Genomic DNA, 24104 nt, shown 5'->3' with positions numbered 1-24104 from the left:
TGTGCGCCGGTCGCCACCGCCGCATGAGGGTGGCGTTACGCCGGCCCGTTTCCTCTGATGGAACGAACGTCAGCGCCACGCCTGCGTGAATTCCGCGATCACGCGCGACAGGTGTGCACGCATCGCTTCGCGTGCCGCGGCCGCGTCGCGCGCCATGATCGCCGCGAAGATCCGCTGGTGATCTTCCTGCGACGCCTCGCGCAGCGCGGTCGAGTGAAAATGCTCCTCGATCTTGTCCCACAGCGGATCGCTGCGCGCGCAGTCCCACATCGCGGTGACCATGTGCAGCAGCACCGTGTTGCCGGTCGATTCCGCGATACGCAGGTGGAACTGGCGATCGGCCGCGTCATACGCGGCCTTGTCGTCCATCTGCTCGCGCATCGTCGTCAGCGAGAAAAACAGCCGGTCGAGATCCGCATCCTTGCGTTCGGTGGCCGCGAGCGCCGCGACTTCCGCCTCGATCAGCCCGCGTGCGCGCAGCGTCTCGATCGGCCCCGGGCCGCGCGGCACCTCGAACGTCACCGGCCGCGCCGCGTCGGCCGCCGATACGTAGATGCCCGAGCCGATCCGCACCTCGACGATCCCCTGCACCTCGAGCGCGATGATCGCTTCGCGCACCTGCGTGCGGCTCACGCCGAACTGGTCGGCCAGGCTGCGCTCGGACGGCAGCCGCGCGCCCGCCTCGAACGCACCGGCGGCCACCATCGCGTGAATCTGCCGCGCAAGGCCGATATAGGAGCGGTCCGCGGCATCGGTGTCGCGGCTGGCTGGCAGGCTGGAAAGATCGGTCATCGAAAGGCTCGCAACAGGCTGGCCGGCGCCGTCGCGGCGCCGGATCGCCAAAATGGTACACCAATTCCGGCCAGCATCCGATTCCGCTTGTTGACCGGTGTGTACGGGCTTTTCCTGAAGCGCCATGCCAGCCAGATCTGAACCCGACAACTGGTAAACCACTATCCCGCACAACTGGCATACCAATCATAATCCGCACACCGGAGACGGGCCGGCACGCTGCCGCCCGTCCGCCCGATGCAACAACCGCCAGCCAGGAGCCGCTCCAGTGAAGATGTCATTCCGTTGGTACGGCGAGTCCGATCCGGTCTCGCTGCAATACATCCGCCAGATCCCGGGCGTCACGCATATCGTGTCCGCGATCTACGACGAACCGGTGGGCGAAGTCTGGCCCGCGTACAAGATCGACGCGCTGAAGGCGACGATCGAGCGCGCCGGCCTGCAGTTCGAAGTCGTCGAATCCGTGCCCGTCCACGAGGACATCAAGCTCGGCAAGCCGGGCCGTGACCGCCTGATCGACAACTACCGTCAGACGATTCGCCATCTCGGCGCGGCCGGCGTGCGCGTCATTTGCTACAACTTCATGCCCGTGTTCGACTGGACGCGCACCGAGCTGTCGAAGACGCTCGACGACGGCTCGACCTGCCTCGCGTTCAGCACCGACGCGGTCGACCGGATCGATCCGGACGACGGCATCGCGCTGCCGGGCTGGGATTCGAGCTACCGGCCCGAACAGTTGAAGGCGCTGCTCGCCGAATATCGCGACGTCGACGAAGCGGCGCTGTGGGCGAACCTCGAATACTTCCTGAAGGCGATCATCCCCGTCGCCGAGGAAGCCGGCGTGAAAATGGCGATCCACCCCGACGATCCGCCGCGCCCGATCTTCGGGCTGCCGCGCATCGTGAAGAACCGCGACGATCTCGCGCGGATCGTGCGCATCGTCGACACGCCCGCGAACGGGCTGACGCTGTGCTCGGGCTCGCTCGGCGCGGGCCCGCAGAATGATGTCGAGGCACTCGTGCGCGAATTCGGCGCGATGGGCCGCATCCATTTCGCGCACATCCGCAACGTGAAGGTCGACCCGAACGGCGATTTCGAGGAAACCGCCCACCTGTCGAGCTGCGGCTCGCTCGACATCGCCGCGATCGTGAAGGCGTACCACGACACCGGCTTCACCGGTTACGTGCGCCCCGACCACGGCCGCATGATCTGGGGCGAGACGGGCAAGCCCGGCTACGGCCTCTATGATCGCGCGCTCGGCGCGGTCTACCTGAACGGCCTGTGGGAAGCGCTCGCGAAGTTCGACCGCACGCCGTCGCAAGCCACGCGATAACTCGCCCATCGAGGCCGCCGGCGCTGCGGATCGCCGACGGCCCGCCACGACATTCCGCGCGGAGACACCGCATGCCACGCATCCGATGGGCCATGATCCTCATGTGCTTCCTGGCCAACGTCATCAACTTCATCGACCGCGCGAACCTCGCGATCGCGGCGCCCAGCATCCGCGCCGATCTCGGCCTCGACGCTGTCGGCATGGGGCTCGTGCTGAGCGCGTTCTTCTGGACCTACGCGTTCCTGCAACTGCCGGCCGGCTGGTTCATCGACAAGGTCGGCGTACGCGTGAGCCTCGCGCTCGCGGTCGGCTGGTGGTCGGTGTTTACCGTCGCGACCGGCGCCGCGCGCGGCCTCACGCAGCTCGTCGGCGTGCGGCTGATGCTCGGCGTCGGCGAAGCGGCCGCGATCCCGTCGTTCGCGAAGGTCGCGTTCAACTGGTTCCCGCGCAGCGAACGCGGGCTCGCAAGCAGCATCTTCGACAGCGGTTCACGCGTCGGCTCGGCGCTGTCGCTGCCGCTCGTCGCCTGGCTGATCTCGATCGTCGGCTGGCGCGGGTCGTTCGTGATCACGGGCGGCATCGGCATCGTGTGGGCACTGGCGTGGTGGTTCATCTATCGCGACCCGGAACGCTATCGCGCGATCGCGCCCGACGCCGTCGATGCACTGCTCGCGCAACGCGGTGCACCGACCGTTGCGGCCGCAACCGACGGCCCGAAGGTGTCGTGGCTCGACCTGTTCCGCTACCGCACCGTGTGGGGCATGATGATCGGCCTGTTCTGCCTGAACTTCGCGATCTACTTCTTCATCACGTGGTTCCCGAGCTACCTGCTGCAATCGCGCGGCTTCTCGCTCGCGTCGCTCGGCACGTGGGGCATGCTGCCCGCGCTGCTCGCGATTCCGGGCGGCTGGCTCGGCGGCTATGTGTCGGACAGCCTGTTCCGCCGTGGCTGGAGCGCGACCGCCGCGCGCAAGACCTGCCTCGTGCTCGGGATGCTGCTGTCTTCGTCGATCGCGCTGTCGGCGTTCGTCGAAAGCGTGTGGGCCTGCCTCGGCCTGTTCGCGCTGGCTTATGCGAGCCTGTCGTTCGCGGGCGCCAACGTGTGGACGCTCGTCGGCGAAGTCGCGCCGACGCCGGCGCATGTCGCATCGCTCGGCGGCATCCAGAACTTCGCGGGCAACCTCGCGGGAATCTTCATCACGACGTTCACGGGCGTGATGCTGTCGATCACGAAGGGCTCGTTCGTCGTGCCGCTCGCGGTGGCCGGTGCGTTGTGCGTGGTCGGCGCACTGTCGTACCTGTTCATCGTCGGCAAGGTCGAGCCGTTGCCGCCGCTGCGCGGCGGTGCGAACCCGCGAAACGTCGAGCCGAACGCGGCCTGACGCGGCAGGAAAGCGCGGCCGACGCGCCCGCGCTTTCCTTTTCGGGCCGCGCATCGGACAATGAGCCGCGCCCGCCGGCGCGGCGCCACTCCGGCCCGCGCGCGGCGACGGCGCGCGCCACCCTCGCCGATGAAACGCTACGAAACCCTCGCCCACACGATCGCCGACGACATCCGCAACGGCAACCTCGCCGTCGGCACGCGCCTGCCGTCGCTGCGGCAGATCATCGCGCAGCACGGCGTGAGCCAGTCGACGGTGTTTCGCGCGTACTACCTGCTCGAACAGTGGGGGCTGATCCGCGCACGCGAACGCTCGGGCTACTACGTCGCGCCGGGCGCCACGCCGGAGGCGAGCCCCGCTGCCAAGCGCCGCGCAAGCCGTCCCGGCGCCACGCGCAAGGTCGACATCAGCAGCCTCGTGTTCTCCGTCCTCGATGCGGCCACGCAACCCGGCATCGTGCCGCTCGGCTCCGCCTTCCCGTCGCCGCAACTGTTTCCGCTGCCGCGTCTCGCGAAATCGCTCGCGCAGGCCACCCGGCTCGTCAGCCCGTGGAGCACGGTCGTCGACCTGCCGCCCGGCAACGAGGCACTGCGCCAGCAGATCGCCCGGCGCTATCTCGCGACGGGCATCTCACAGCCCATCGACGAGATCGTCGTCACGAACGGCGCGCTCGAAGCGCTGAACCTGTGCCTGATGGCCGTCACGCGGCCCGGCGACGTCGTGGCCGTCGAGGCGCCCGGCTTCTATGCGGCACTGCAGGCAATCGAGCGGCTCGACCTGCGCGCGGTGGAGATTCCCGTCGATCCGCGCACGGGCCTCGATCTCGATGCGCTCGCGCACGCGCTCGACCGGCACGACATCCGCGCGTGCTGGTTCATGACCAATTTCCAGAATCCGACCGGCGTCACGCTGTCCGCCGAGAAAAAGCGCGCGCTCGTCGAGTTGCTCGCCGCGCGCGACGTGCCGCTGATCGAGGACGACGTGTACGGCGAGCTGCATTTCGGCCCCGACTATCCGCTGCCCGCGCGCGCGTTCGATCGACACGGCCTCGTGATGCACTGCAGTTCGTTCTCGAAGACGCTCGCGCCCGGCTACCGGATCGGCTGGGCCGCCGCCGGCCGGTTCGCGGAGAAGGTGCAGCGGCTCAAGCTGATGACGACGCTGTCGGCCAGCATTCCCGCGCAGGTCGGTATCGCGAACTATCTCGAGCACGGCGGCTACGACCGGCACCTTCGCAAGCTGCGCGGCGCGCTGCACACGCAGCTCGACCAGATGGACGACGCGCTGCGGCGCTGGCTGCCGGCCGGCGTCGAGTGGGTGCGGCCCGAAGGCGGCTATTTTCTGTGGCTCGCGTTTCCGGACGCGATCGACGCGATGGAGTTGCATCGCCAGGCGATCGCACGCGGGATCAGCTTTGCGCCCGGGCCGCTGTTTTCGGCCGCGCACGGCTTCGAGCGTTGCGTGCGCGTGAACTTCGGCCATCCGTGGAGCCGCGACATCGAGCGCGCGATCCGTGTGCTCGGCGAGCTCGTCGCACAGCCTTCGGTCCGCAAGGGCGGTTGAATCGCACACGATTCACGCGATGCATGTGATGCGCACTGCCTGCGCTACGACGATGCACGCAATCCACGCGCGGGTTACAGTGCTGATCCCGCCGCCCTTCATGATTTCCGATGAGTCAACTGCCCTACCTCGATCACGACGCGCTGTTGAAACTGACGGCTGAAGCCGCGCACGTCACGCAGCCGTGCACCTGCACGAAAACGCCGCTCGCCGGATGGACGACCCTGCCGTTGTCGCTGCAGGACGCGCAACTGACCGAAGTCGCCACGCTCGCGCCGCCCGGCGAGACGGAGCCGACCTACGCCGAATATCATCCGGGCGGCACGCGTTACGCGTCGGACGACGCGCCGATCGCCCTGCGCCATTTCCCGTACAACCGCTGCACCGTCAACCGCTGCCGCTCGTGCGGCCGCCTGTTCCTGCGCTACCAGGAAGGCGGCGGCTACTTCATCGACCAGCGCATCCGCGCGCTCGATCCAGCACTCGTCGTCGACGCCGCCGCATAAACACCCGCCACGGGCATGCGCGCATGCCCGGCCCGCGCCGTCGTCACGCCGGCCATCTGCTGCGCCCTTTTCGTCCCCATCTGCTGCTTGTCCCGCCTCACTGCGTTCCCTACGCTGTCTCCGGTTGCCTGACACCCGTCGCAACGTCTCTCCCGAGCCGCGCGCTTCGCGCCGTGGCTCCACTCGCGTATCACGTCATGTATCGATATACCGTTTTCGACCGGGCGCTCGTGCACAGCCGCGCCGCCCAGTTCCGCGACCAGCTCGAACGCTGGCAGCACGGCACGCTGAGCGAAGATGCGTTCCGGCCGCTGCGCCTGCAGAACGGCTGGTACGTGCAGCGCCATGCGCCGATGCTGCGCGTGGCCGTACCGTACGGCGAACTGTCGAGCGCGCAGTTGCGCGTGCTCGCGCGGATCGCGCGCGACTACGACGTGCCCGACGACGCCACCTACCGCGCCGCATGCGACGCACAGTCCTTGCTCGGCACGCTGCGCCTGCCGACCCGCAGCGCGCACTTCACGACGCGCACCAACGTGCAGTTCAACTGGATTCCGCTCGCAAAAGCCGCCGACGTGATGGACCTGCTCGCGACCGTCGACATGCATGGCATCCAGACGAGCGGCAACTGCATCCGCAACATCTCGTGCGACGAACGCGCCGGCGTCGCGCCGGACGAGATCGCCGATCCGCGCCCGTTCGCCGAAGTGATGCGCCAGTGGACGACGCTGCACCCCGAGTTCGCGTTCCTGCCGCGCAAGTTCAAGATCGCGATTACCGGCGCGGCTGAAGACCGCGCGGCCACCGACTGGCACGACGTCGGGCTGAAGCTCGTGCGCGACGAAGCGGGCGCGCTCGGCTTTCGCGTGAGCGTCGGCGGCGGAATGGGCCGCACGCCGATGATCGCGACGCTGCTGCGTGCATTCCTGCCGTGGCAACACGTGATGAACTACATCGAGGCGATCGTCCGCGTGTACAACCGCTACGGACGGCGCGACAACAAGTACAAGGCGCGCATCAAGATCCTCGTGAAGACCGAGGGGCAGCGCTACATCGACGACGTCGAGGAGGAGTTCCGCCAGATCGTCGATCACGACGGCGGGCTGCACACGATTCCGCAGGTGGAATTCGACCGCGTCGCCGCATCGTTCGTCCCGCCGCGGCTCAAGCCGCGCACGGCCAGCCTGCGCGATGCAAACCTGCGCATGTCCGCCCAGGCGGCACGCCATCCGGCCTTCGCGCGCTGGCTCGCACGCAATGTCGCCGACCACCGCGACCCGGCACTGCGCATCGTCACGCTGTCGTTCAAGCGCCGCCTGCAGGCACCGGGCGACGCGTCGCCGGACCAGCTCGACGCGCTCGCCGATCTCGTCGACCATTTCTCGGCCGGCGAGGCGCGCGTCACGCACACGCAGAACGTCGTGCTGCCGTGGGTGCACGTCGACGACCTGTTCCTGCTGTGGGAAAACGCCCGCACCATCGGGCTCGCGAGCGCGAACGTCGGACTCCTGACGGACATGATCGCGTGCCCGGGCGGTGACTTCTGCGCGCTTGCCAACGCACGCTCGATCCCGATCGCCGACGCGATCACCGAACGCTTCCAGGATCTCGACATGCTGCACGACGTCGGCGACATCGACCTGCACATCAGCGGCTGCATCAACTCGTGCGGCCATCATCACAGCGGCCACCTCGGCATCCTCGGCGTCGACAAGGACGGCGCCGAGTGGTACCAGGTCACGCTCGGCGGTTCGGACGGCTCGACCGCGAGCGGCCCCGCGCGGCCGGGCAAGGTGATCGGCCCGTCGTTTTCGGCGGACGAGATCGTCGATGTCGTCGACGCGATCGTCAACGCGTATCTCGACGCACGGATCGATGACGATGGCCGCAGCGAGCGATTCATCGACACCGTCCGCCGCGTCGGCATTGAACCCTTCAAGGCCGCCGCGAACGACGCGCGCCATCAGGTGGAGCACGCATGAAACAAGCGCACCCGACCGACCGCATGCGGCTGCTGACGCCGGCCGAACACGCCGGCGACGCGCAGCAGCACGACGCGGCGACGCTGACGATCGGCAACGACGAGGAACTGCCGCCGCTCGCGGGGCAAATCGCGCAGGCTGCGCGTATCGACCTGGCGTTCCCGTCGTTCACCGACGGCCGCGCCTACAGCCAGGCGTACCTGCTGCGCAAGCGCTATGGCTTCGCCGGCGACTTGCGCGCGACCGGCGAGGTGCTGGTCGACCAGTTGCTGCTGATGGAGCGCACGGGGTTCTCGAGCGCGGTGCTCGGCGACGGCACGGACATCACGGCCGCGCAGCGGCAACTCGACCGGTTCCCGGGCTTCTACCAGCACGATGCGCGAACGGCGACGCCGCAACAGGACGCGGCAACGCCAGCCGGAAAATGAAACGGGCGGCCCGCAGGCCGCCCGTACGATGAACCGGAAGCTGCCGGCCGGCGCCCGCCGCGAAGCGGGCGCCGGCGTTCAGCGTGCCGCCACCGGCTTGCCGAACGCGCCGAGAATCTTCTTCTCGAGCGCGATGTAGTCGCGGCCGAAGTGGTGATCGCCCTGCGTCTTGACCACGTCGGCGCCCGTGTTCACGAGTGCCGGACACATCGTGTCCTTCTCTTCCGCGCCATAGAAGCACTGCACGAGCTGCGGCGGCACCTTCGCGATTTCCGGCGCGACCTTCAGTGCCTTGTCGCTCGCAGGCATGCCGAGCCAGCCCGTCACGCGGATCTGGAAATCGGCGGCCGGCGCGAAGCCGAGCAGCGACATCACGGCGACCTTGTCGCGCAGGTCGGCCGGCAGCCGGTTGTACGCGAACGGCATCACGTCGGCCCCGAACGAGTAGCCGACCAGCGCCACGCGGTTCGCATGCCAGCGCGCCATGTAGGTGCGCATCACGCGCGCGAGATCGCGGCTCACCTGCGCCGGCGGCTTCTCGCTCCAGAAATAGCGCAGGCTGTCGATGCCGACCACCGACACACCGTCGCGCTGCAGCGCCTCGGCGATCGTCTTGTCGAGATCGCGCCAGCCGCCGTCGCCGGAGATCACGATCGCGAGCTGGCCGCTGCCGCCCTTGGCCGGCAGCTCGACGAGCGGCAGGTCGGACACGTCGAGCTCGTCCCCGCTGCTGCTGCTGTCACGCAGATGCGACGTGACGAGCGACACGAGCTTCGCGGAGTCGCCTGCGGCCGCCGTTTCGACAAAGCCCGGCATCGCGCGACGCACGATCGTCGGATCGGGCGGGCACGGCTTGAAGCGCGGATCGAGCTTGGCAGCCGGATCGACCGAGACGACGCCGGCGATCGTGTTCTCCGGCGCCATCGACAGGATCTGCTTCGCGATCGCGCCGCCCTGGCCCACGCCCGCGACGATCGGCGTGAAATAACGCGACGATTGCGCAAGGCGTTCGAGCTGGTGGCTGACCGCTTCGGCGTCGCCGTCGAGGTGGTGGCAGGCCTCCTGCTTCGCGGCGAGATTCATCGCATAACGCTCCGAATCGACGCCGACCGTCATCGCACCGGCCTTCGCGAGTGCATCGGCGGCCTGCTGGTCGGCCGCATTCCAGCCGGCCTCACGCGAGAACAGCACGACGAAGCCGCGCAGCGGCCCGCTGGGTTTGGTCACCGTCACGGGCCCATAGCGGCCGCCCGATACGGTTTCGGCCTTCACTGCGGCTGGCTGCGTGGCGCACGCGGCGCCGGCCAGCATCATTCCCGCGCAGGCGGCTGCCGCCCGCGCGATTCCCTTCTTAAACATCATGAACGCCGACCTCCAGCCAGCAATGACAGATCCGCCAGCGTGACGAACACGCCGACCGTGCCCGAGGCCGCGAGGTAACGCGGCTCCCAGTGCGGTTCGAACTTGCTCTTGAATGCGCGCAAGCCGCGGAAGTTGTAGAAGCGGCCGCCGAAGCGCCAGACCATCAGGCCGATCCGGTGCAACGGCGACGGCATCTTCGCCGCCCCCATCCCCGAGAACGGCGCGATACCCAGGCTCAGCTTGCGGAAGCCTGCTTCCTTCAGATGCAGCGCGAGCTGCGTAAACAGATATTCCATCGCGTACGGCGACGCGTCCGGCAGATGGCGCATCACGCCGACCGTCGCCTCGGTGTTGAGGTCGGTCGTCATGAACGTGACGAACGCGATCGGCTTGTCGGCCTGCCGCACGAGCATCACCGACTGCGTCGCCAGATAGCCGTCGTGGAACGCGGCGACCGAGAAGCTCTTCTCGCGCGCGTCGCGGCTGTCGAGCCAGCCGTCCGAGATGTCGCGCAACGCCGGCAGCGCGGCCGGCACATCGCTCGGCGAGATCACCTCGACCGTCAGCGCATCCTTGTCGCCGCGACGCAGCGCGTAGCGCAGGTGCGAGCGGTTCGAACCTTTCAGGTCGAACCGCTCGAGTGCGATATGCGCTTCCTCGCCGAGCTTCATCAGCGTGAGCCCCGCGTCGAGATACAGCGGCAGCGCGTTCGCGCGCACCTGGTAGAACGCCGCACGGCCGCTATGCGCGTGTGCAAGCGCAATGAACTTGCTGATCAGCGCAGGCCATTCCTCGCGCGGCCCGACCGGGTCGTGCAGCGCGGCCCACGTGCGGCCGTTCTTCGCATACATCAGGAACGCCTGGCGGGACTCCGAGAACAGGAACGACTTGTCGCCCATCAGCGCGAGGCCCGCATCGCTGCATTCCTGCGCGCGGATGATCCGTTCGGCATCCGACAGATCCTGCTCCGCAGGCTTCACGAAGCGGCCCGGCGCCGGGCGCAGCAATTGCCACAGCGCGAACAGCGCGACGAACACGCCGGACGCGAGCGTCGCGCGCAGCGCACGCGGCGCACGCGCGTCGAACGAGAAATGCGACCACAGCTCGCGCGTGTACGGCACGTCGCGGAACGCGAAGAACAGCACCCACACCGCCAGCATCAGCACCATCGCCACCGACACGAACCAGCTCACCGTGAAGCGCTCGGCCAGCAGCGACGAATGGCGGTTGAAGCGGCGGCGGCTGACCAGCAGCAGCACCAGCAGCGTGCCGAGCACGCCGGCCTCGACGAACGCGAGCCCCTTCGCCAGCGACAGCGCGAGGCTGGCGAGCGTCAGCGCGAAAGTCATCCACCATGCGCCGTCGAGGCGGCGCAGCAGCCCGCGCGCGACGAACAGCAGCGCGACGCCGAGCACGCTGCAGATCACCTGCGAGCCTTCGAGCACCCACAGCGGCACGAGGTGACGCAGGATCGCGATCCGGTACCAGAACGCGGGCGTCGCGCTCGAGATCACCAGCATCCCGCCGACCGCGAACGTCACGAGGCTCAGGAACACCGGCGCGAGCTGCGACACGCGCACGGCCTGCCGCGTCACGAGCCGGCGCCGTAGCGCGCGGCCTTCGAAACCGGCCAGCAGGCCGGCCGACAGCACGAGCGGCACGCCGAAATAGATTGCGCGATACGCGATCAGCGCGGCGACCATCGAGTGCGGCGGCACTTCGCGACCGAGCGTGAAGACCATCGCGGCTTCGAACACGCCGATCCCGCCCGGCGTATGGCCGATCATCCCGAGCAGCAACGCCGCTGCGTAAACAGTAATGAAGGTCGGGAAGCCGACCGGCGCGGCCGGCAGCAGCACCCACAGCGTCAGGCCCGCCGCGACGACGTCGAGCACCGCATAGACGACCTGCGCGACGAGATCGCGCCGCGCCGGCACGTCGAACGACAGCCACTTGAAGCGCGTGACGACGGGGCGCGCGGTGTTTCCGCACATCACCACCATCGCGGCCAGCACCACGAGCAGCGCCGCGCCGGTCCACGTCAGCACGCCGGGCGCGACGTGCAGCATCGCGGCGAGCGCCTCCGGCACGCAGACCATGCCGATCGCCGTCATCCACACCATCGCGAGCGCCAGCGTGCCGCTCGTAAACACCGTCATCCGGCCGATCTGCGCGGGCGTGACGCCCGACACGCCGTACACGCGGGCGCGGACCGCGCCGCCCGTCAGCGCGCCGAAGCCGGTCGCGTTACCGAGCGCGGACCCGGCGATCGCGCCGATCCACAGCGCGACGCGCGGCACCTTCGCGGCGACATAGCGCAGGCCGACCGCGTCGCGGGCAACAAGTGCGAGATAACTGAGGGCCGTCGCGGCCAGCGAAGCACCCCACTCGCCGGCGGACATGTGACGCAGTTGGCGGATCACCGACCGGTAGTCGACGGATTCCGACAGGTGCTGGAAAACCACGATCAGCAGCAGGCCGATGCCGAGCGCGAGCAGCGGCGACAGCACACGCTCGTTGCGGATCAACGCCCGGACACGGGCGATCACCGCCGCGGCGCGGCCGGGCGAACCAGAGTGGCGGGAAGACATAGGTTGTTCAGTGGTGGTGCATAGCGTGTCGCGGCGCAAGACGGCCAGGCGGCGACGTATCTGGTTGTTCTGCGTGGGCGGTCGGCCGAAGGAAGTGGCAGGCGGCGCCTGGATCAGAACTTACGAGTATACGGAATTTATATTACAGAATCTTTCAGGTTCGCATTGTGCGGTTTTGTAGCGCCTTGCACATCAAAATCGCGTAAAAAATATCGCGTCCGACAAACGCAAGGTGCGCATCATACCGGGAACCGGAGGGGTTTTTTCATCGGATGAATAGCCGTTAACGGAATTGGGAGAAATTCTCCCGCCCGGGTTGCGCGGGTGAGGACGAATTCACGGACTGGAACAGCGCGTCAGAAATGGGGATGGGTTGATCTGCGTTACCGGCACCCGCCGCGTCCAACGCCAGGCACACATGCTCTCACTCCGCCCGCTCATGCTCCCCCAACCCGATCGCCTTGTAGTCGTAAGTCGGATAGAACTCCGTCCGGTACGCGCCCCACGCCGTATCCTCCAGCACGCGATTGACCTCGCGCAGTCGCGACGCCGGCAGCCGCAGCACGACGATCTGCCCGATCCCCATCGTCACGGTCCAGCTCACCACTTCCACGCCCGGCGGCGGAAACGCCTTGTAGAACCCCTGCTTCGCGAGCTGCGCATTCAGCTCGGCAAGCGGGCGCGACTGGTCGTGTTTCAGGAATACCGTGAGCAGTACCGCGTTGTCGGGTGTCGCGGCAGCCGAACCGGCCGGCACGGTCGACGTCTGGCCAATGGCCGGTGCGCTACAGAGCGCGGCGCCCGCCAGCACTGCGGCGATTGCAAGGGTTCGAATCGGGGAATAAGGGAATGCCGTCATGACGCGACTCCATGGCTTCGTGGCCGGAGCCGCCATCATGCGCCGCCGGACCCATCGCTGCAGCCGGCCGGCCGATGCGGCTATGCGTCGTCCGCGCCGTCGCGTTCGCGCAGCACGTCGATGAACGCACGCAGCTTGGCCGGCACGTGCTTGCGATTGACGTAGTACAGCCACATCGGCGGCAGCGTGCGGCACGCACCGGGCAGCACCTCGACGAGCGTGCCGTCGCGCAAGTCCTGCTCGATCCGCTCGCGCATGAACGCGAACGCGATGCCGACACCCGCGCGCGCCGCATCGATCACCGCGTCGGCATCGTTCGTCACGAACACGGCGTCCGGATCGAGATCGACGTCGCGCTGCCCGTCGCGCAACAACCATTTGTGCAGGCGCCCGCTCTCCGAGAAGCGAAAACGGATGCACGCATGCCGCTCGAGCTCGCCAATCGACGCCGGCGCACCATAACGCGCCAGATAACCGGGCGATGCAACCAGCGCACACGTCAACGCCGGCGCGATCCGCACGCCGATCATCCCCGGCTGCAGCCGGTCGGCCAGGCGAATCCCCGCATCGAACCCGTCCTTTGCGATATCGACCAGTTCGTTCTCGTAGCGGATCTCGAGCCGGACTTTCGGGTAGCGCTCGCGGAACGTGGCGAGCACCGGCGCAATCACGAGCGCACGCGCCAGCGGCAGCGCGGTCACACGCAACAGCCCGTTCGGCTCGCTGCGCGCATCCTTCAGCTCGTCGCGGGCCTGCATGACCTGCCGGTACGCAGGCTCCGTCTGCCGCCAGTAGCGCTGGCCGGCTTCCGTCAGGCTCACGCCGCGTGTGCTGCGATTGAACAGCTTCACGTTCAGCTCGCCCTCGAGCTGCCCGATCGCGAGGCTGACGGCCGCCGGCGTCAGGCCCAGTGCGGCGGCGGCGCGCGTGAAATTGCCGGCCGTCGCGACGGTCATGAACACGTGCAGCCCGGCCATCGGATCGCGTCTGCTCATCATTAAAAAAACTTGAAACTCCTTCGAGCGGAATGCGGATTCTCCCATATACCGCAACTGCCTACACTGGCACTGTCGTCCCACCGGAGCCTCGCATGAACCCGCCCACCGCCGCGCTGCCGCTCGCGGCCGCCCGCCGCACGATCGACGCGGCACTTGCGCATGCCGCATCGCTACAGGTCGCCGGCATCGCCGTCGCGATCGTCGATGGCGGCGCGAACCTGCTCGTGTTCGCGCGCACCGACGACTGCTTTCTCGGTGCGATCGATCTCGCGCAACGCAAGGCGCTGACGGCAGTTCGCTTCCGTGCATCGACCGGCGCCCTTGGTGCGATGTCGGGCGACGGTCCGCTGCGCGGCATCGAACACAGCCACGGCGGGCTCGTCACGTTCGGCGGCGGCGAACCGCTCGTCGACGGCGACGGGCGCTGCGTCGGCGCGATCGGCATCTCGGGCGGCAGCGTCGACGAAGACACCGCGATCGCGCAGCACTGCCGCGACCGCTTTCCGGCAACGTTCCACTCCACAAGGTAAGCACATGGCACAGAAACGCATCCTCATCACCGGCGCGGGCACCGGCTTCGGCCGCGAAGTCGCGCTGCGCCTCGCCGAACGCGGTCACGACGTGACGGCCGGCGTACGCGTCATCGCCGAAATCGACGCACTGACGGCCGCCGCCACGCAGCGCGGCACCGCGCTGCGCGCGATCAAGCTCGACGTCACGTCGGCGCACGATCGCGCCCGCGCGGCCGAGCTCGAGATCGACGTGCTCGTGAACAACGCGGGCGTCGGCGAAGCCGGCGCGCTGGTGGACCTGCCGGTCGAGATCGTCCGCGACCTGTTCGACGTGAACGTGTTCGGGCCGCTCGAACTCACGCAGCAGATCGCGCGCGGCATGCTCGCGCGCCGGCACGGCAAGATCGTGTTCGTGTCGTCGATCGCGGGCCTGATCACGGGGCCGTTCACGGGCGCCTATTGCGCGTCGAAGCACGCGGTTGAATCCGTGGCCGAGGCGATGCAGGCGGAACTGGCGCCGCACGGCATCCGCGTCGCGGTCGTGAACCCCGGCCCGTACAGCACGGGCTTCAACGACCGGATGATGGAGACGACACAGCGCTGGCGCGATCCGGCCGTCCATACCGTGACGCCCGAGCGGCTGACGTTCCCGCTCGAACAGCACGACCCGGAGGAAATGATCGCGAAGATGGTTGAAGTGATCGACAGCGACGGCGGCGCGTTCCGCAACCTGCTGCCGCAGTCGTCGGAAGCGTTCGTGCGCGCAGAGCAGGCGCGCGCGTGGGAGCGGCAGCAGTAACGAGCCGAGCGGCAGGCACCGGATGGCGGCCCGCCGCTCGCGTGCTCAGTACACGTCCCGCATGTAGCGCCGTGCCTTCGAAAGCCGCGCGACGTAGTCGTTCGCGGCCTCGTCCGACATGCCGCCGTGCTCGGCGACCACCGCCTTCAGCGCCGTATCGACGTCCTTCGCCATCCGCGCCGCATCGCCGCACACGTAGAAATGCGCGCCTTCCTCCAGCCACGCGAACAGCTCGGCGCCCTGCTCGCGCATCCGGTCCTGCACGTAGATCTTGTCGGCCTGGTCGCGCGAGAACGCGAGGTCGAGCCGCGTCAAGAAGCCGCTGTCGTGCATCGCGCCCAGCTCGTCGCCGTAGTAGAAGTCGGTCTGCGCGTGCTGCTCGCCGAAGAACAGCCAGTTGCGCCCGCGCGCGCCGCGCGCCTGCCGCTCGTGCAGGAAGCCGCGGAACGGCGCGACACCGGTACCGGGGCCGACCATCACGATCGGCACGTCGCCGTTCACCGGCGGACGGAAATGCGCGGACTTCTGCACGAACACCGGCACGCGGCCGTCGTCCGCGCGATCGGCGAGGAACGTCGACGCAACGCCTTTGCGTGCGCGCCGGCCGTTGTGATAGCGCACGGCCGACACGGTCAGGTGGATCTCGCCCTGGTGCGCGCTCGGGCTCGACGCGATCGAATAGAGGCGCGGCTGCATGCGCTTGAGCATCCCGACCAGTTCCGTGCCCGACAGCTCGACCGGAAACTCGTGCAGCACGTCCGCGAGCTGCTGCCCCCACAGCCATTGCTTCAGGTCACCCTTGCGTTCGTCGCCGAGCAGCGACTTCAGCGCGCCGTTCGCGCTGCGCGACGCGATGAAGGCAAGCGCGTCCGGATGCGGGCGCGTGATGTCGAAATGACGCGCGAGCGCGTCGCCGAGGCGCACGTCGCCGACGCCCGCCACCGACACGGGCGCATCGGCCTTCAACGCGGTAACGGACAGCAGTTCGTCGACCAGCTCCGGGCAGTTGGTCGGCCACACGCCGAGCGCGTCGCCGGTTTCGTATTCGAGGTTCGCGCCTTCGGTCGACAGCGACACATAGCGCGTGTCCTTCGCCGCGCCCGGACGGTTGAGCCGCAGGTTCGCGACGAGTTTCGACGGCGCCGGATGCGCCTTCGTCGGCAGCAGCCCCGACGGGCTCAATCCACCGGTCTGCACCGCGTGCAGCGCGGCATCGGCTTCCTTGATCCGCGCGACGACGCGTTCCAGCCACTGGTCGGCGTCGCGCTGGAATTCGACGTCGCAATCGACGCGCGCGCAGAGACGCGCCGCACCGAGTTCCGCGAGCCGCGCGTCGAGCCGGCGGCCGTGGCCGCAGAACTGGTCGTAGTTGCGATCGCCGAACGCGAGCACCGCAAAGTGCACGCCGTCGAGGCGCGCGGCGCTGCCGGCCTGCAGCGCTTCCCAGAATTCGCTGCCGTTGTCGGGCGCATCGCCGTCGCCGAACGTGCTCGTCATCAGCAGCACGTATTGCGCGCCGGCGAGCGACGCCACCGGATAGTCGGACATGCACGCAGTGCGGATCTCGAAGCCCGCGTTCATCAGCTGCGTCGCGTAATCCTCGGTCAACGATTCGATGTTGCCGGTCTGCGACGCCCACAGCAGCACGACCTTCGGCCGCGTGCGCACAATCCGCACGCCGCCGGACGCACCGGCATCGGCCGGCAGCGACGGCGCCGCACCATCCTGCGTCCGAGCCGGCAGCGAGCGGCTGAACAGCCCCGCGAGCATCCCGTCGAGCCAGAACCGCACCGGCGGCGTGAGCGGTGCACCGGCCGGCAGCACGGGCACGCTGCCCTCGCGCCGGCCGGCGCTCGCCTTCAGTCCGCTCACGAGCCCGGCCACGTACAGCCGTTCGGTGTCCGTCAACGGCGGCGGCGCGAGGTCGGCCACGCCGAGCGCGGCCGCGAAAGTGTCGATGTCTGCCATGTCGGATTCCTGTGAAGCAGTCGCCTGCGCCATCACCGGCGCGGGCCGCGCGTCGTCGGCGCAGGCGTCGGGTTGCGTCGTCTCTTCGTCGGCGGACGCGAACGCGTCGGTTTCGACGCGCCGCAGCGCGACCGCGCAGTATTTCAGTTCGGGTTGCTGCGATTCGGGATCGATCGCGTCGTTCGTCACCGCGTTGATGCACAGGTCGTCGCCGTACACGTCGTTCCAGTGCATCGGCGCGAAGCAGTTACCGCGTTGCACGCGCTCGGTCACGACGGCGGGCAGCACCGCGCGGCCGCGTGCCGAGCGGATCTCGACGCTGTCCTTCGCGGCGATGCCGAGCGCGCTCGCATCGTCCGGGTGCAGCTCGACGAACGGGCGCGGGTTGAGCTTGTTCAGCATCGCGACCTTGCCCGTCTTCGTCATCGTGTGCCATTGATGCTGCAGCCGCCCGGTGTTCAGCACGATCGGGAACGTGTCGTCGGGCAGCTCGGCCGGATCGACATGCGGCCGCGCGAAGAAGCGCGCCTTGCCCGACGGCGTCGGGAATGCGAGGCGCGGCGCGTCGTTGCCGTCGGCGGCCGGGCGCAGCGACTGGCTCACGCCGTCGTTCAGGTAGCGGATCGGGTGCCGATCGCGCGCGGTGCCCGGCGCAACCGGCCACTGCACGGGCCCGTCGCGCAGCGCCGCATGGCTCGCGCCGCGCAGGTCGTAGCCGGTCGACGGATTCGAGAAGCGGACGATCTCGTCGAACACGTCAGCCGCCGACGCATAGTCGAACGCATCGCCGAAGCCCATCGCGCGCGCGACTTCGGCGACGATGCGCCAGTCGGGCAGCGCGTCGCCCGGCGGCGCGACCGCCGCGCGCATCAGCGTCATGTTGCGCTCGGAGTTGATCATCACGCCGTCGCCCTCGGCCCACAGCGCACCGGGCAGCAGGACGTCCGCATAGCGGTTGGTCTCGGTGTCGAGGAACGCGTCCTGCGCAATCACGAGCTCGGCGGCCTGCAAACCGGCGATCACGTTCTGCCGGTTCGGCACCGTGGCGACCGGGTTCGTGCAGATGATCCAGCATGCCTTGATGTCGCCGGCCGCCATCCGCGAGAACAGGTCGACCGTGCCTTGCCCGGTCTCCTTGCGCAGCGTGCCGGCCGGCACGCGCCACAGGTTCTCGACGAACCGGCGATCGTCGTCGGATGCCACCGAGCGCTGGCCCGGCAGCCCGGGGCCCATGTAGCCCATCTCGCGCCCGCCCATCGCGTTCGGCTGGCCGGTCAGCGAGAACGGCCCGCTGCCGGTGCGGCAGATCTTGCCCGTCGCGAGATGCAGGTTGCAGATCGCGTTGGTGTTCCACACGCCGTGCGTGCTCTGGTTGAGCCCCATCGTCCAACAGCTCATCCATTCCTGCGCGTCGCCGATCCATTGCGCGGCCGTGCGGAGGTCGGCTTCCGCGAGCCCGGTGATTTCCGCGACACGTTCGGGCGTGTAGTCGGCGAGGAACGCCGGCATCGCGTCCCAGCCTTCGGTGTACGCGCCGATGAACGCGGCATCGGTGCGGCCGTTCGCATGCAGCAGGTGCAGCAGCCCGTTGGTCAGCGCGAGATCCGTGCCCGGCCGGATCTGCAGGAACAGGTCGGCCTTGTCGGCCGTGCCGGTGCGGCGCGGATCGACGACGATCAGCTTCGCGCCGGCCTTCACGCGATCCATCATCCGCAGGAACAGTATCGGATGACAGTCGGCCATGTTCGCGCCGATCACGAAGAACAGGTTCGCGCGATCGAAGTCCTGGTACGACCCGGGCGGGCCGTCCGCGCCGAGCGACTGCTTGTAGCCGGTGCTCGCGCTCGCCATGCAGAGGCGCGAGTTCGACTCGATGTTGTTGGTGCCGACGAAGCCCTTCGCGAGCTTGTTGACGAGGTATTGCGCCTCGATCGACATCTGCCCCGATACGTAGAACGACACCGCATCCGGGCCGTGTTCATCGAGCACCGCGCGCAGGCGGCGCGCGGTTTCGGCGATCGCATCACGAGCCGGCAGCGGCACCAGGTCGTCCTCGCGCGCCCGGCGCACGAACGCGCGGTCGAGCCGCCCGGAGCGGCGCAACGCGACGTGCGCCGACGAGCCCTTCGTGCACAGCCGCCCGAAGTTGGTCGGATGGTCGGAGTCGCCGGACACCTTGACGACTTCGCCTTCCTCGACGTGCAGCACCATCCCGCAGCCGACGCCGCAGTACGGGCACACGCTCTTGACGGGGGTGGCGGTCATGCGCGCTCCGGGGCGATCAGGCCGCGATCCACACGAAGCCGTCCTCGACCCGCGACGGATACGCGCTCACCGACTGCTCGGGCGCCTCTAGGCATTCGCCGGTGCGCAGGTCGAAATGCTGCTTGTACAGCGGCGACGCGACGACGACGCGCTCGCCGAGGCTGCCGATCAGCCCGCGCGACATCACGGCCGCCTGCGACACGGGATCGACGTTGTCGATCGCGAACACGCCGCCTTCTGCGGCATGCGCGACGTGAAAGACCGCGACCTGCTCGCCGTTGACGAGTGCACACACGCCGGTGTTCGGCACGATGTCGTCGAGCGGGCACACGCGGGTCCAGGACAGCGGAAGACGATCGTTCATGATGGGCTCCTTGGAAAAGACACTGGTGTCGGTCAGGGTCAAACGGTTGCGGGTTCGGTGGCGGCTTGCGTCACGCCTTCGGCCACCACGGGAATCGATACGGGCTTGCCGCCCGTCCGTTCGCCGGGCGTCGCGGGCCGGATCTGGCCGCGCGTCTCGACGAATTCGATGGTCGTGTCCGGCGCGTCGCTGTTCACGAAGTGGCGGAAGCGCTTGCGCGTGTCGGGATCGGTGACGGCCTTCTTCCATTCGCACTCGTAGGTGTCGACCACGTGCTGCATGTCGGCCTCGAGTTCGGCGCCGATCCCGAGCTTGTCGTGCACGACGACGTCGGCCAGGTAGTCGAGGCCGCCTTCGAGGTTGTCGCGCCACACGCTGGTACGCTGCAGCCGGTCGGCGGTGCGCACGTAGAACATCAGGAAGCGGTCGATGTAGCGCATCAGCGTGGCGCGGTCGAGATCGGACGCGAGCAGTTCCGCGTGGCGCGGCTTCATCCCGCCGTTGCCGCACACGTACAGGTTCCAGCCCTTCTCGGTCGCGATGATGCCGACGTCCTTGCCCTGCGCTTCCGCGCACTCGCGCGTGCAGCCGGACACGCCGAACTTGATCTTGTGCGGCGCGCGCAGCCCCTTGTAGCGGTTCTCCAGGTCGATCGCGAGGCCGACCGAATCGTCGACGCCGTAGCGGCACCACGTCGACCCGACGCACGACTTCACGGTGCGCAGCGCCTTGCCGTATGCATGGCCCGATTCGAAACCGGCCGCGATCAGCTCCTCCCAGATCGACGGCAGCTGCTCGACGCGTGCGCCGAACAGGTCGACGCGCTGGCCGCCGGTGATCTTCGTGTAGAGCCCGTACTTCTGTGCGACCTGGCCCACCGCGATCAGGCCTTCCGGCGTGACTTCGCCGCCCGGCATGCGCGGCACGACCGAGTACGTGCCGTCGCGCTGGATGTTCGCGAGGTAGTAGTCGTTCGAATCCTGCAGCCCGGCGTGCTCCTTCTTCAGCACGAATTCGTTGAAGCACGACGCGAGAATGCCCGCCACCGCCGGCTTGCAGATGTCGCAGCCGAGGCCGTGGCCGTGCTTCGCGAGCAGTTCGTCGAAGGTCGTGATGCGCTCGACGCGGATCAGGTGGAACAGCTCCTGGCGCGAATGCGGGAAGTGCTCGCAGAGATGGTTGTTGACCGCGAGGCCCTGCTTCTTCATCTCGGCCTTCATGATCTGCGTGACGAGCGGCACGCAGCCGCCGCACGACGTGCCGGCGCCCGTGCACGATTTCAGTGCACCGAGGCTCGTCGCGCCGTCGGCGACCGCCGTGCAGATCTGCGACTTCGACACGTTGTTGCACGAGCAGATCTGGGCGGCCGCAGGCAGCGCTTCGACGCCGATCGCCGGCTTCGCGACGCCGTCCGACGACGGCAGGATCAGGAATTCCGGCGACTCCGGCAACTCGATGCGGTTCAGCATCATCTGCAGCAGCGTGCCGTATTCGGCTGCATCGCCGACCATCACCGCGCCATGCAGGAACTTGCCGCAGTCGGACACCACGAGCTTCTTGTAGACCTGGCGGCGCTCGTCCGCGTACTGGTAGGTGCGGCTGCCGGCCGTCGTGCCGTGCGCGTCGCCGATGCTCGCGACGTCCACGCCCATCAGCTTCAGCTTCGTGCTCATGTCGGCGCCCGCGAATGCGGCTTCGGCCTCGCCGTTCGCATCGCCGCCGAGCTGCTTCGCGACCACGCGCGCCATGTCGTAGCCGGGTGCGACGAGGCCGTACACCATGCCGTTCCAGGCCGCGCATTCTCCGATCGCGTAGATGTCGGCGTCGCTCGTGCGGCACGCGTCGTCGATCGCGACACCGCCGCGCGGGCCGACGTCGAGCCCGCATGCGCGGGCCAGCTCGTCGCGGGCACGGATGCCGGCCGAGAACACGATCATGTCGGCGTCGAGGTGCGAGCCGTCGGCGAACGCCATCCGGTGCGTACCTTCCTCGCCATCGACGATTTCCAGCGTGTTCTTGCCCGTATGCACGGTCACGCCGAGCGCCTCGATCTTCGCGCGCAGCATCCGGCCGCCGCCGTCGTCGACCTGCACGGCCATCAGCCGCGGTGCGAATTCGACGACGTGCGTGTCGAGCCCCATGTCGCGCAGCGCCTTCGCGCATTCGAGGCCGAGCAGCCCGCCGCCGATCACGACACCGCGCTTCGCGTGCACGCCGCACGCCTGCATCGCCTCGAGATCCTCGATCGTCCGGTACACGAAGCAGCCGTCACGATCGTGCCCCGGCATCGGCGGCACGAACGGGCGCGAGCCCGTCGCGAGCACCAGCTTGTCGTACGCGAGCGTTTCTCCGGACGCGAGCGTGACCGTATGCGCGGCGCGGTCAATCGACGCGACTTGCGCGTTCAGGCGCAGATCGAACTGCGGATGACGCTCGAAGAAGCCGGGTTCGACGAGCGACAGGTCGTCCGCCGACTTGCCCGCGAAGAATTCGGACAGGTGCACGCGGTCGTACGCCGGGCGCGGTTCCTCGCCGAGCACGGTGACCTGCAGCGCGCCCGCGCTGCCCGCCTCCGCCGCGACGCATTCGAGGAGCTTGTGGCCGACCATGCCGTGGCCGATGACGATGAGTTTCATGGTGACGTTTCCTTCGGTCGATCAGTTCGCGACGGTGCTGGCAGCCAGCGCGCGATCGCGCAGCTCGGCTTCGCGTGCCTTGTGTTCTTCGCTGAAGCGCACGGCCATCGCGCACAGCGCGGTCGCGGTGACGGCGAGGCCGAGCAGGCTCAGCGTGTGCTGCACGTCGCCGACACCCTTCAGCAGGAAGCTCGCGGCCACCGCGCCGACGTTGCCGCCCGCGCCGACGATCCCCGCGACGCCGCCGAGTGCCTTGCGGTCGATGAACGGCACCAGCGCGTAGGTCGCGCCGCAGGCCATGTGCGTGAAGAGGCCGAACGTGAGCATCGCGACCAGCGCGATGCCGACGCTTTGCGCATGCGAGAACCAGATCAGCCCGAGCCCTTCGCCGACGATCAGCGCGCACAGCAGCGTCGCGCGCACGTCGAGGCTGCGGCGCGCGGCGATCTTGTCGGACAGCCAGCCGCCGAGCGCGCGGGCAAACAATGCGAGCAGCCCGAACAGGCCGACCGCGAAACCGGCGTCCTTCAGCGACAGGCTGAAGTGATCGACGTAGTACAGCGCGGCGATGTTGTGGATGAACACCTCGACGCCGAAGCACGCGCCGTACGTGACGAACAGCATCCACACGCGATAGTTGCCGCAGGCCGCGACGAAGCTCGCCCAGCCGCCCTTCTTGCCGCTGTCGACCGTCACGCCTTCCTTGCGCAGCGCGATGATGTCGCCTTGCGGGCAGTCCTGCGTGAAGCGCCAGTACGCCCAGGCCATCACGAGCATCGCGGCGCCCGGCACGACCAGCGCGATGCGCCACGACGAATCCTCGCCGAAGCCGAGCATCAGGCCGGCGGCAACGAGCAGCGGCATCAGCGCCTGCGTCGCGCCGGCACCGGCGTTGCCCCAGCCGGCCGTCGTCGCGTTCGCGGTGCCGACCACGTTCGGCGCGAACATCACCGACGTGTGGTACTGCGTGATCACGAAGCCTGCGCCGATCGCACCGATGCCGAGCCGGCAGATCAGGAACGACAGGTAGTCATGCGTGAACGACACCGCGAACACGGGGATCGCGCCGAGCAGCAGCAGGCCGACGTACACACGGCGCGGGCCGAAGCGGTCGCACATCGGGCCGACCAGCAGCCGCACGGCGATCGTCGCGGCCACGGCCGCGATATTGATGTTGGCGACCTGCGCGGCCGTCAGGTGGAATTCGCGTGCGATCAGCGGCATCAGCGGCGCGCACGCGAACCATGCGAAGAAGCACACGAAGAACGCCATCCACGTCAGGTGGAACGCGCGCATCGGCGCGGTGCGGAAGCTGAAGAGATCGATACGGGTAGCTTTGTCGGTCATGTCATCCGCCAAACGAAAAACGGCGTCCTGCGCACCCGGTCTCGTCGAGACCCGATGCGTAGGACGCCGTTGCCCATGAAGCCCGTTGCCGGGCGCGTCTGTAATCGGTACTGCCGGACGAATCGCCGTTGATCCGCCCGAACCAGCTAACGCAAGCGCCGTGCCATGTCGTTGCAAATCGGGCCGGCAGCCCCGCCGCGCAAGGCGCATCGGGCGTTGTGCGACGCGCGGCGACACGCGGCACGCGATGCGCCGTGAGGCAGCAAAGCACAGATGTGGTGCGCTGCAGCACTGTCGCCGTGCGACATCGCGGTGCGCGCTGACGGGGCACGATGCACGCCGATGCGGCATTGCGGCTGCCCGCGCGCGGCGGCTACATGGGCATGCGTGGCCATCGCGCGGCGCGATGCACGCTGT

At 68.4% G+C, this 24104-nt stretch carries 17 protein-coding genes; 8 read left to right on the top strand and 9 right to left on the bottom strand.

Annotated features, from left to right (window positions below; translation table 11 throughout):
• Nucleotides 1-69: 69 nt before the first annotated feature.
• Nucleotides 70-792: a FadR/GntR family transcriptional regulator gene (locus BCO18175_RS16215; protein ID WP_174982420.1), complete on the bottom strand. Its 723-nt coding sequence runs from the start codon at nt 790-792 to the stop codon at nt 70-72.
• A 268-nt stretch (nt 793-1060) separates the two neighbouring features.
• Here BCO18175_RS16215 and uxuA point away from each other — a divergent pair, with 268 nt between their 5' ends.
• The 6 genes from uxuA to BCO18175_RS16185 all read left to right on the top strand — a co-directional run bounded on the left by uxuA (nt 1061) and on the right by BCO18175_RS16185 (nt 7986).
• Nucleotides 1061-2125, top strand: a complete 1065-nt coding sequence (uxuA, locus tag BCO18175_RS16210) for a mannonate dehydratase (RefSeq protein WP_174982419.1) — start codon at nt 1061-1063, stop codon at nt 2123-2125.
• A gap of 71 nt (nt 2126-2196) precedes the next feature.
• Complete coding sequence (locus BCO18175_RS16205) at nt 2197-3507, top strand: MFS transporter (protein WP_174982417.1); 1311 nt, start codon at nt 2197-2199, stop codon at nt 3505-3507.
• 129 nt (nt 3508-3636) lie between these two features.
• Nucleotides 3637-5070: a PLP-dependent aminotransferase family protein gene (locus BCO18175_RS16200; RefSeq protein ID WP_174982416.1), complete on the top strand. Its 1434-nt coding sequence runs from the start codon at nt 3637-3639 to the stop codon at nt 5068-5070.
• A 110-nt stretch (nt 5071-5180) separates the two neighbouring features.
• Nucleotides 5181-5576 (top strand): hypothetical protein, encoded by a 396-nt coding sequence (locus tag BCO18175_RS16195; RefSeq protein ID WP_174915461.1) that lies wholly within the window; start codon nt 5181-5183, stop codon nt 5574-5576.
• Between the two features lie 197 nt (nt 5577-5773).
• Complete coding sequence (locus BCO18175_RS16190; RefSeq protein ID WP_174982414.1) at nt 5774-7558, top strand: nitrite/sulfite reductase; 1785 nt, start codon at nt 5774-5776, stop codon at nt 7556-7558.
• Complete coding sequence (locus BCO18175_RS16185) at nt 7555-7986, top strand: DUF934 domain-containing protein (protein WP_174982412.1); 432 nt, start codon at nt 7555-7557, stop codon at nt 7984-7986. The genes BCO18175_RS16190 and BCO18175_RS16185 overlap by 4 nt, the downstream gene beginning before the upstream one ends.
• A 78-nt stretch (nt 7987-8064) precedes the next feature.
• Here the strand turns inward: BCO18175_RS16185 and BCO18175_RS16180 are convergent, their stop codons facing one another.
• The 4 genes from BCO18175_RS16180 to BCO18175_RS16165 all read right to left on the bottom strand — a co-directional run bounded on the left by BCO18175_RS16180 (nt 8065) and on the right by BCO18175_RS16165 (nt 13793).
• Nucleotides 8065-9348, bottom strand: coding sequence for a virulence factor family protein (locus BCO18175_RS16180; protein WP_174982410.1), 1284 nt, complete (start codon nt 9346-9348; stop codon nt 8065-8067).
• The gene (gene mprF / locus BCO18175_RS16175) at nt 9345-11939 is read right to left on the bottom strand and encodes a bifunctional lysylphosphatidylglycerol flippase/synthetase MprF (protein ID WP_174982408.1); all 2595 of its coding nucleotides are present in this window, start codon (nt 11937-11939) and stop codon (nt 9345-9347) included. The genes BCO18175_RS16180 and mprF overlap by 4 nt, the downstream gene beginning before the upstream one ends.
• 424 nt (nt 11940-12363) lie before the next feature.
• On the bottom strand, nt 12364-12798 hold the full coding sequence (locus tag BCO18175_RS16170) for a hypothetical protein (protein WP_174982406.1): 435 nt from the start codon (nt 12796-12798) through the stop codon (nt 12364-12366).
• Nucleotides 12799-12878: 80 nt separating this feature from the next.
• Entirely contained in the window at nt 12879-13793 is a 915-nt protein-coding gene (locus tag BCO18175_RS16165; RefSeq protein WP_174982919.1) for a LysR family transcriptional regulator, read from the bottom strand.
• Nucleotides 13794-13888: 95 nt separating this feature from the next.
• Here BCO18175_RS16165 and BCO18175_RS16160 point away from each other — a divergent pair, with 95 nt between their 5' ends.
• Both BCO18175_RS16160 and BCO18175_RS16155 read left to right on the top strand, forming a co-directional pair.
• Nucleotides 13889-14326, top strand: a complete 438-nt coding sequence (locus BCO18175_RS16160; protein ID WP_174982404.1) for a GlcG/HbpS family heme-binding protein — start codon at nt 13889-13891, stop codon at nt 14324-14326.
• 4 nt (nt 14327-14330) lie between these two features.
• Nucleotides 14331-15107, top strand: a complete 777-nt coding sequence (locus BCO18175_RS16155; protein WP_174982402.1) for an SDR family oxidoreductase — start codon at nt 14331-14333, stop codon at nt 15105-15107.
• 45 nt (nt 15108-15152) lie between these two features.
• On the opposite strand, the gene BCO18175_RS16150 is transcribed toward BCO18175_RS16155, so the two are convergent.
• The 4 genes from BCO18175_RS16150 to BCO18175_RS16135 are packed head-to-tail and all read right to left on the bottom strand — an operon-like array spanning nt 15153 to nt 23687.
• Entirely contained in the window at nt 15153-19340 is a 4188-nt protein-coding gene (locus BCO18175_RS16150) for a bifunctional nitrate reductase/sulfite reductase flavoprotein subunit alpha (protein ID WP_174982400.1), read from the bottom strand.
• Between the two features lie 16 nt (nt 19341-19356).
• Nucleotides 19357-19704: a nitrite reductase small subunit NirD gene (gene nirD / locus BCO18175_RS16145; RefSeq protein ID WP_174982398.1), complete on the bottom strand. Its 348-nt coding sequence runs from the start codon at nt 19702-19704 to the stop codon at nt 19357-19359.
• A 38-nt stretch (nt 19705-19742) separates the two neighbouring features.
• Entirely contained in the window at nt 19743-22340 is a 2598-nt protein-coding gene (gene nirB / locus BCO18175_RS16140; RefSeq protein ID WP_174982396.1) for a nitrite reductase large subunit NirB, read from the bottom strand.
• A gap of 21 nt (nt 22341-22361) precedes the next feature.
• A complete protein-coding gene (locus tag BCO18175_RS16135; protein WP_174982394.1) occupies nt 22362-23687 on the bottom strand; it encodes an MFS transporter in 1326 nt (441 codons plus the stop codon).
• Between the last annotated feature and the right edge of the window lie 417 nt (nt 23688-24104).

The sequence above is a fragment of the Burkholderia lata genome (genome assembly GCF_902499335.1).
In the GTDB taxonomy this organism is placed as follows: Bacteria; Pseudomonadota; Gammaproteobacteria; order Burkholderiales; family Burkholderiaceae; genus Burkholderia; species Burkholderia lata_B.
Note: the sequence above shows the minus strand (reverse complement) of the source record. Positions and strands in the feature narration are given on the sequence as shown.

Excerpts from the sequence above, each read along its gene's own strand:
- BCO18175_RS16215 (WP_174982420.1), bottom strand. The coding sequence starts at position 792 with ATGACCGATCTTTCCAGCCTGCCAGCCAGCCGCGACACCGATGCCGCG.
- BCO18175_RS16205 (WP_174982417.1), top strand. The coding sequence starts at position 2,197 with ATGCCACGCATCCGATGGGCCATGATCCTCATGTGCTTCCTGGCCAAC.
- BCO18175_RS16200 (WP_174982416.1), top strand. The coding sequence starts at position 3,637 with ATGAAACGCTACGAAACCCTCGCCCACACGATCGCCGACGACATCCGC.
- BCO18175_RS16195 (WP_174915461.1), top strand. The coding sequence starts at position 5,181 with ATGAGTCAACTGCCCTACCTCGATCACGACGCGCTGTTGAAACTGACG.
- BCO18175_RS16190 (WP_174982414.1), top strand. The coding sequence starts at position 5,774 with ATGTATCGATATACCGTTTTCGACCGGGCGCTCGTGCACAGCCGCGCC.
- BCO18175_RS16185 (WP_174982412.1), top strand. The coding sequence starts at position 7,555 with ATGAAACAAGCGCACCCGACCGACCGCATGCGGCTGCTGACGCCGGCC.
- BCO18175_RS16180 (WP_174982410.1), bottom strand. The coding sequence starts at position 9,348 with ATGATGTTTAAGAAGGGAATCGCGCGGGCGGCAGCCGCCTGCGCGGGA.
- mprF (WP_174982408.1), bottom strand. The coding sequence starts at position 11,939 with ATGTCTTCCCGCCACTCTGGTTCGCCCGGCCGCGCCGCGGCGGTGATC.
- BCO18175_RS16170 (WP_174982406.1), bottom strand. The coding sequence starts at position 12,798 with ATGACGGCATTCCCTTATTCCCCGATTCGAACCCTTGCAATCGCCGCA.
- BCO18175_RS16165 (WP_174982919.1), bottom strand. The coding sequence starts at position 13,793 with ATGAGCAGACGCGATCCGATGGCCGGGCTGCACGTGTTCATGACCGTC.
- BCO18175_RS16160 (WP_174982404.1), top strand. The coding sequence starts at position 13,889 with ATGAACCCGCCCACCGCCGCGCTGCCGCTCGCGGCCGCCCGCCGCACG.
- BCO18175_RS16155 (WP_174982402.1), top strand. The coding sequence starts at position 14,331 with ATGGCACAGAAACGCATCCTCATCACCGGCGCGGGCACCGGCTTCGGC.
- BCO18175_RS16150 (WP_174982400.1), bottom strand. The coding sequence starts at position 19,340 with ATGACCGCCACCCCCGTCAAGAGCGTGTGCCCGTACTGCGGCGTCGGC.
- nirD (WP_174982398.1), bottom strand. The coding sequence starts at position 19,704 with ATGAACGATCGTCTTCCGCTGTCCTGGACCCGCGTGTGCCCGCTCGAC.
- nirB (WP_174982396.1), bottom strand. The coding sequence starts at position 22,340 with ATGAAACTCATCGTCATCGGCCACGGCATGGTCGGCCACAAGCTCCTC.
- BCO18175_RS16135 (WP_174982394.1), bottom strand. The coding sequence starts at position 23,687 with ATGACCGACAAAGCTACCCGTATCGATCTCTTCAGCTTCCGCACCGCG.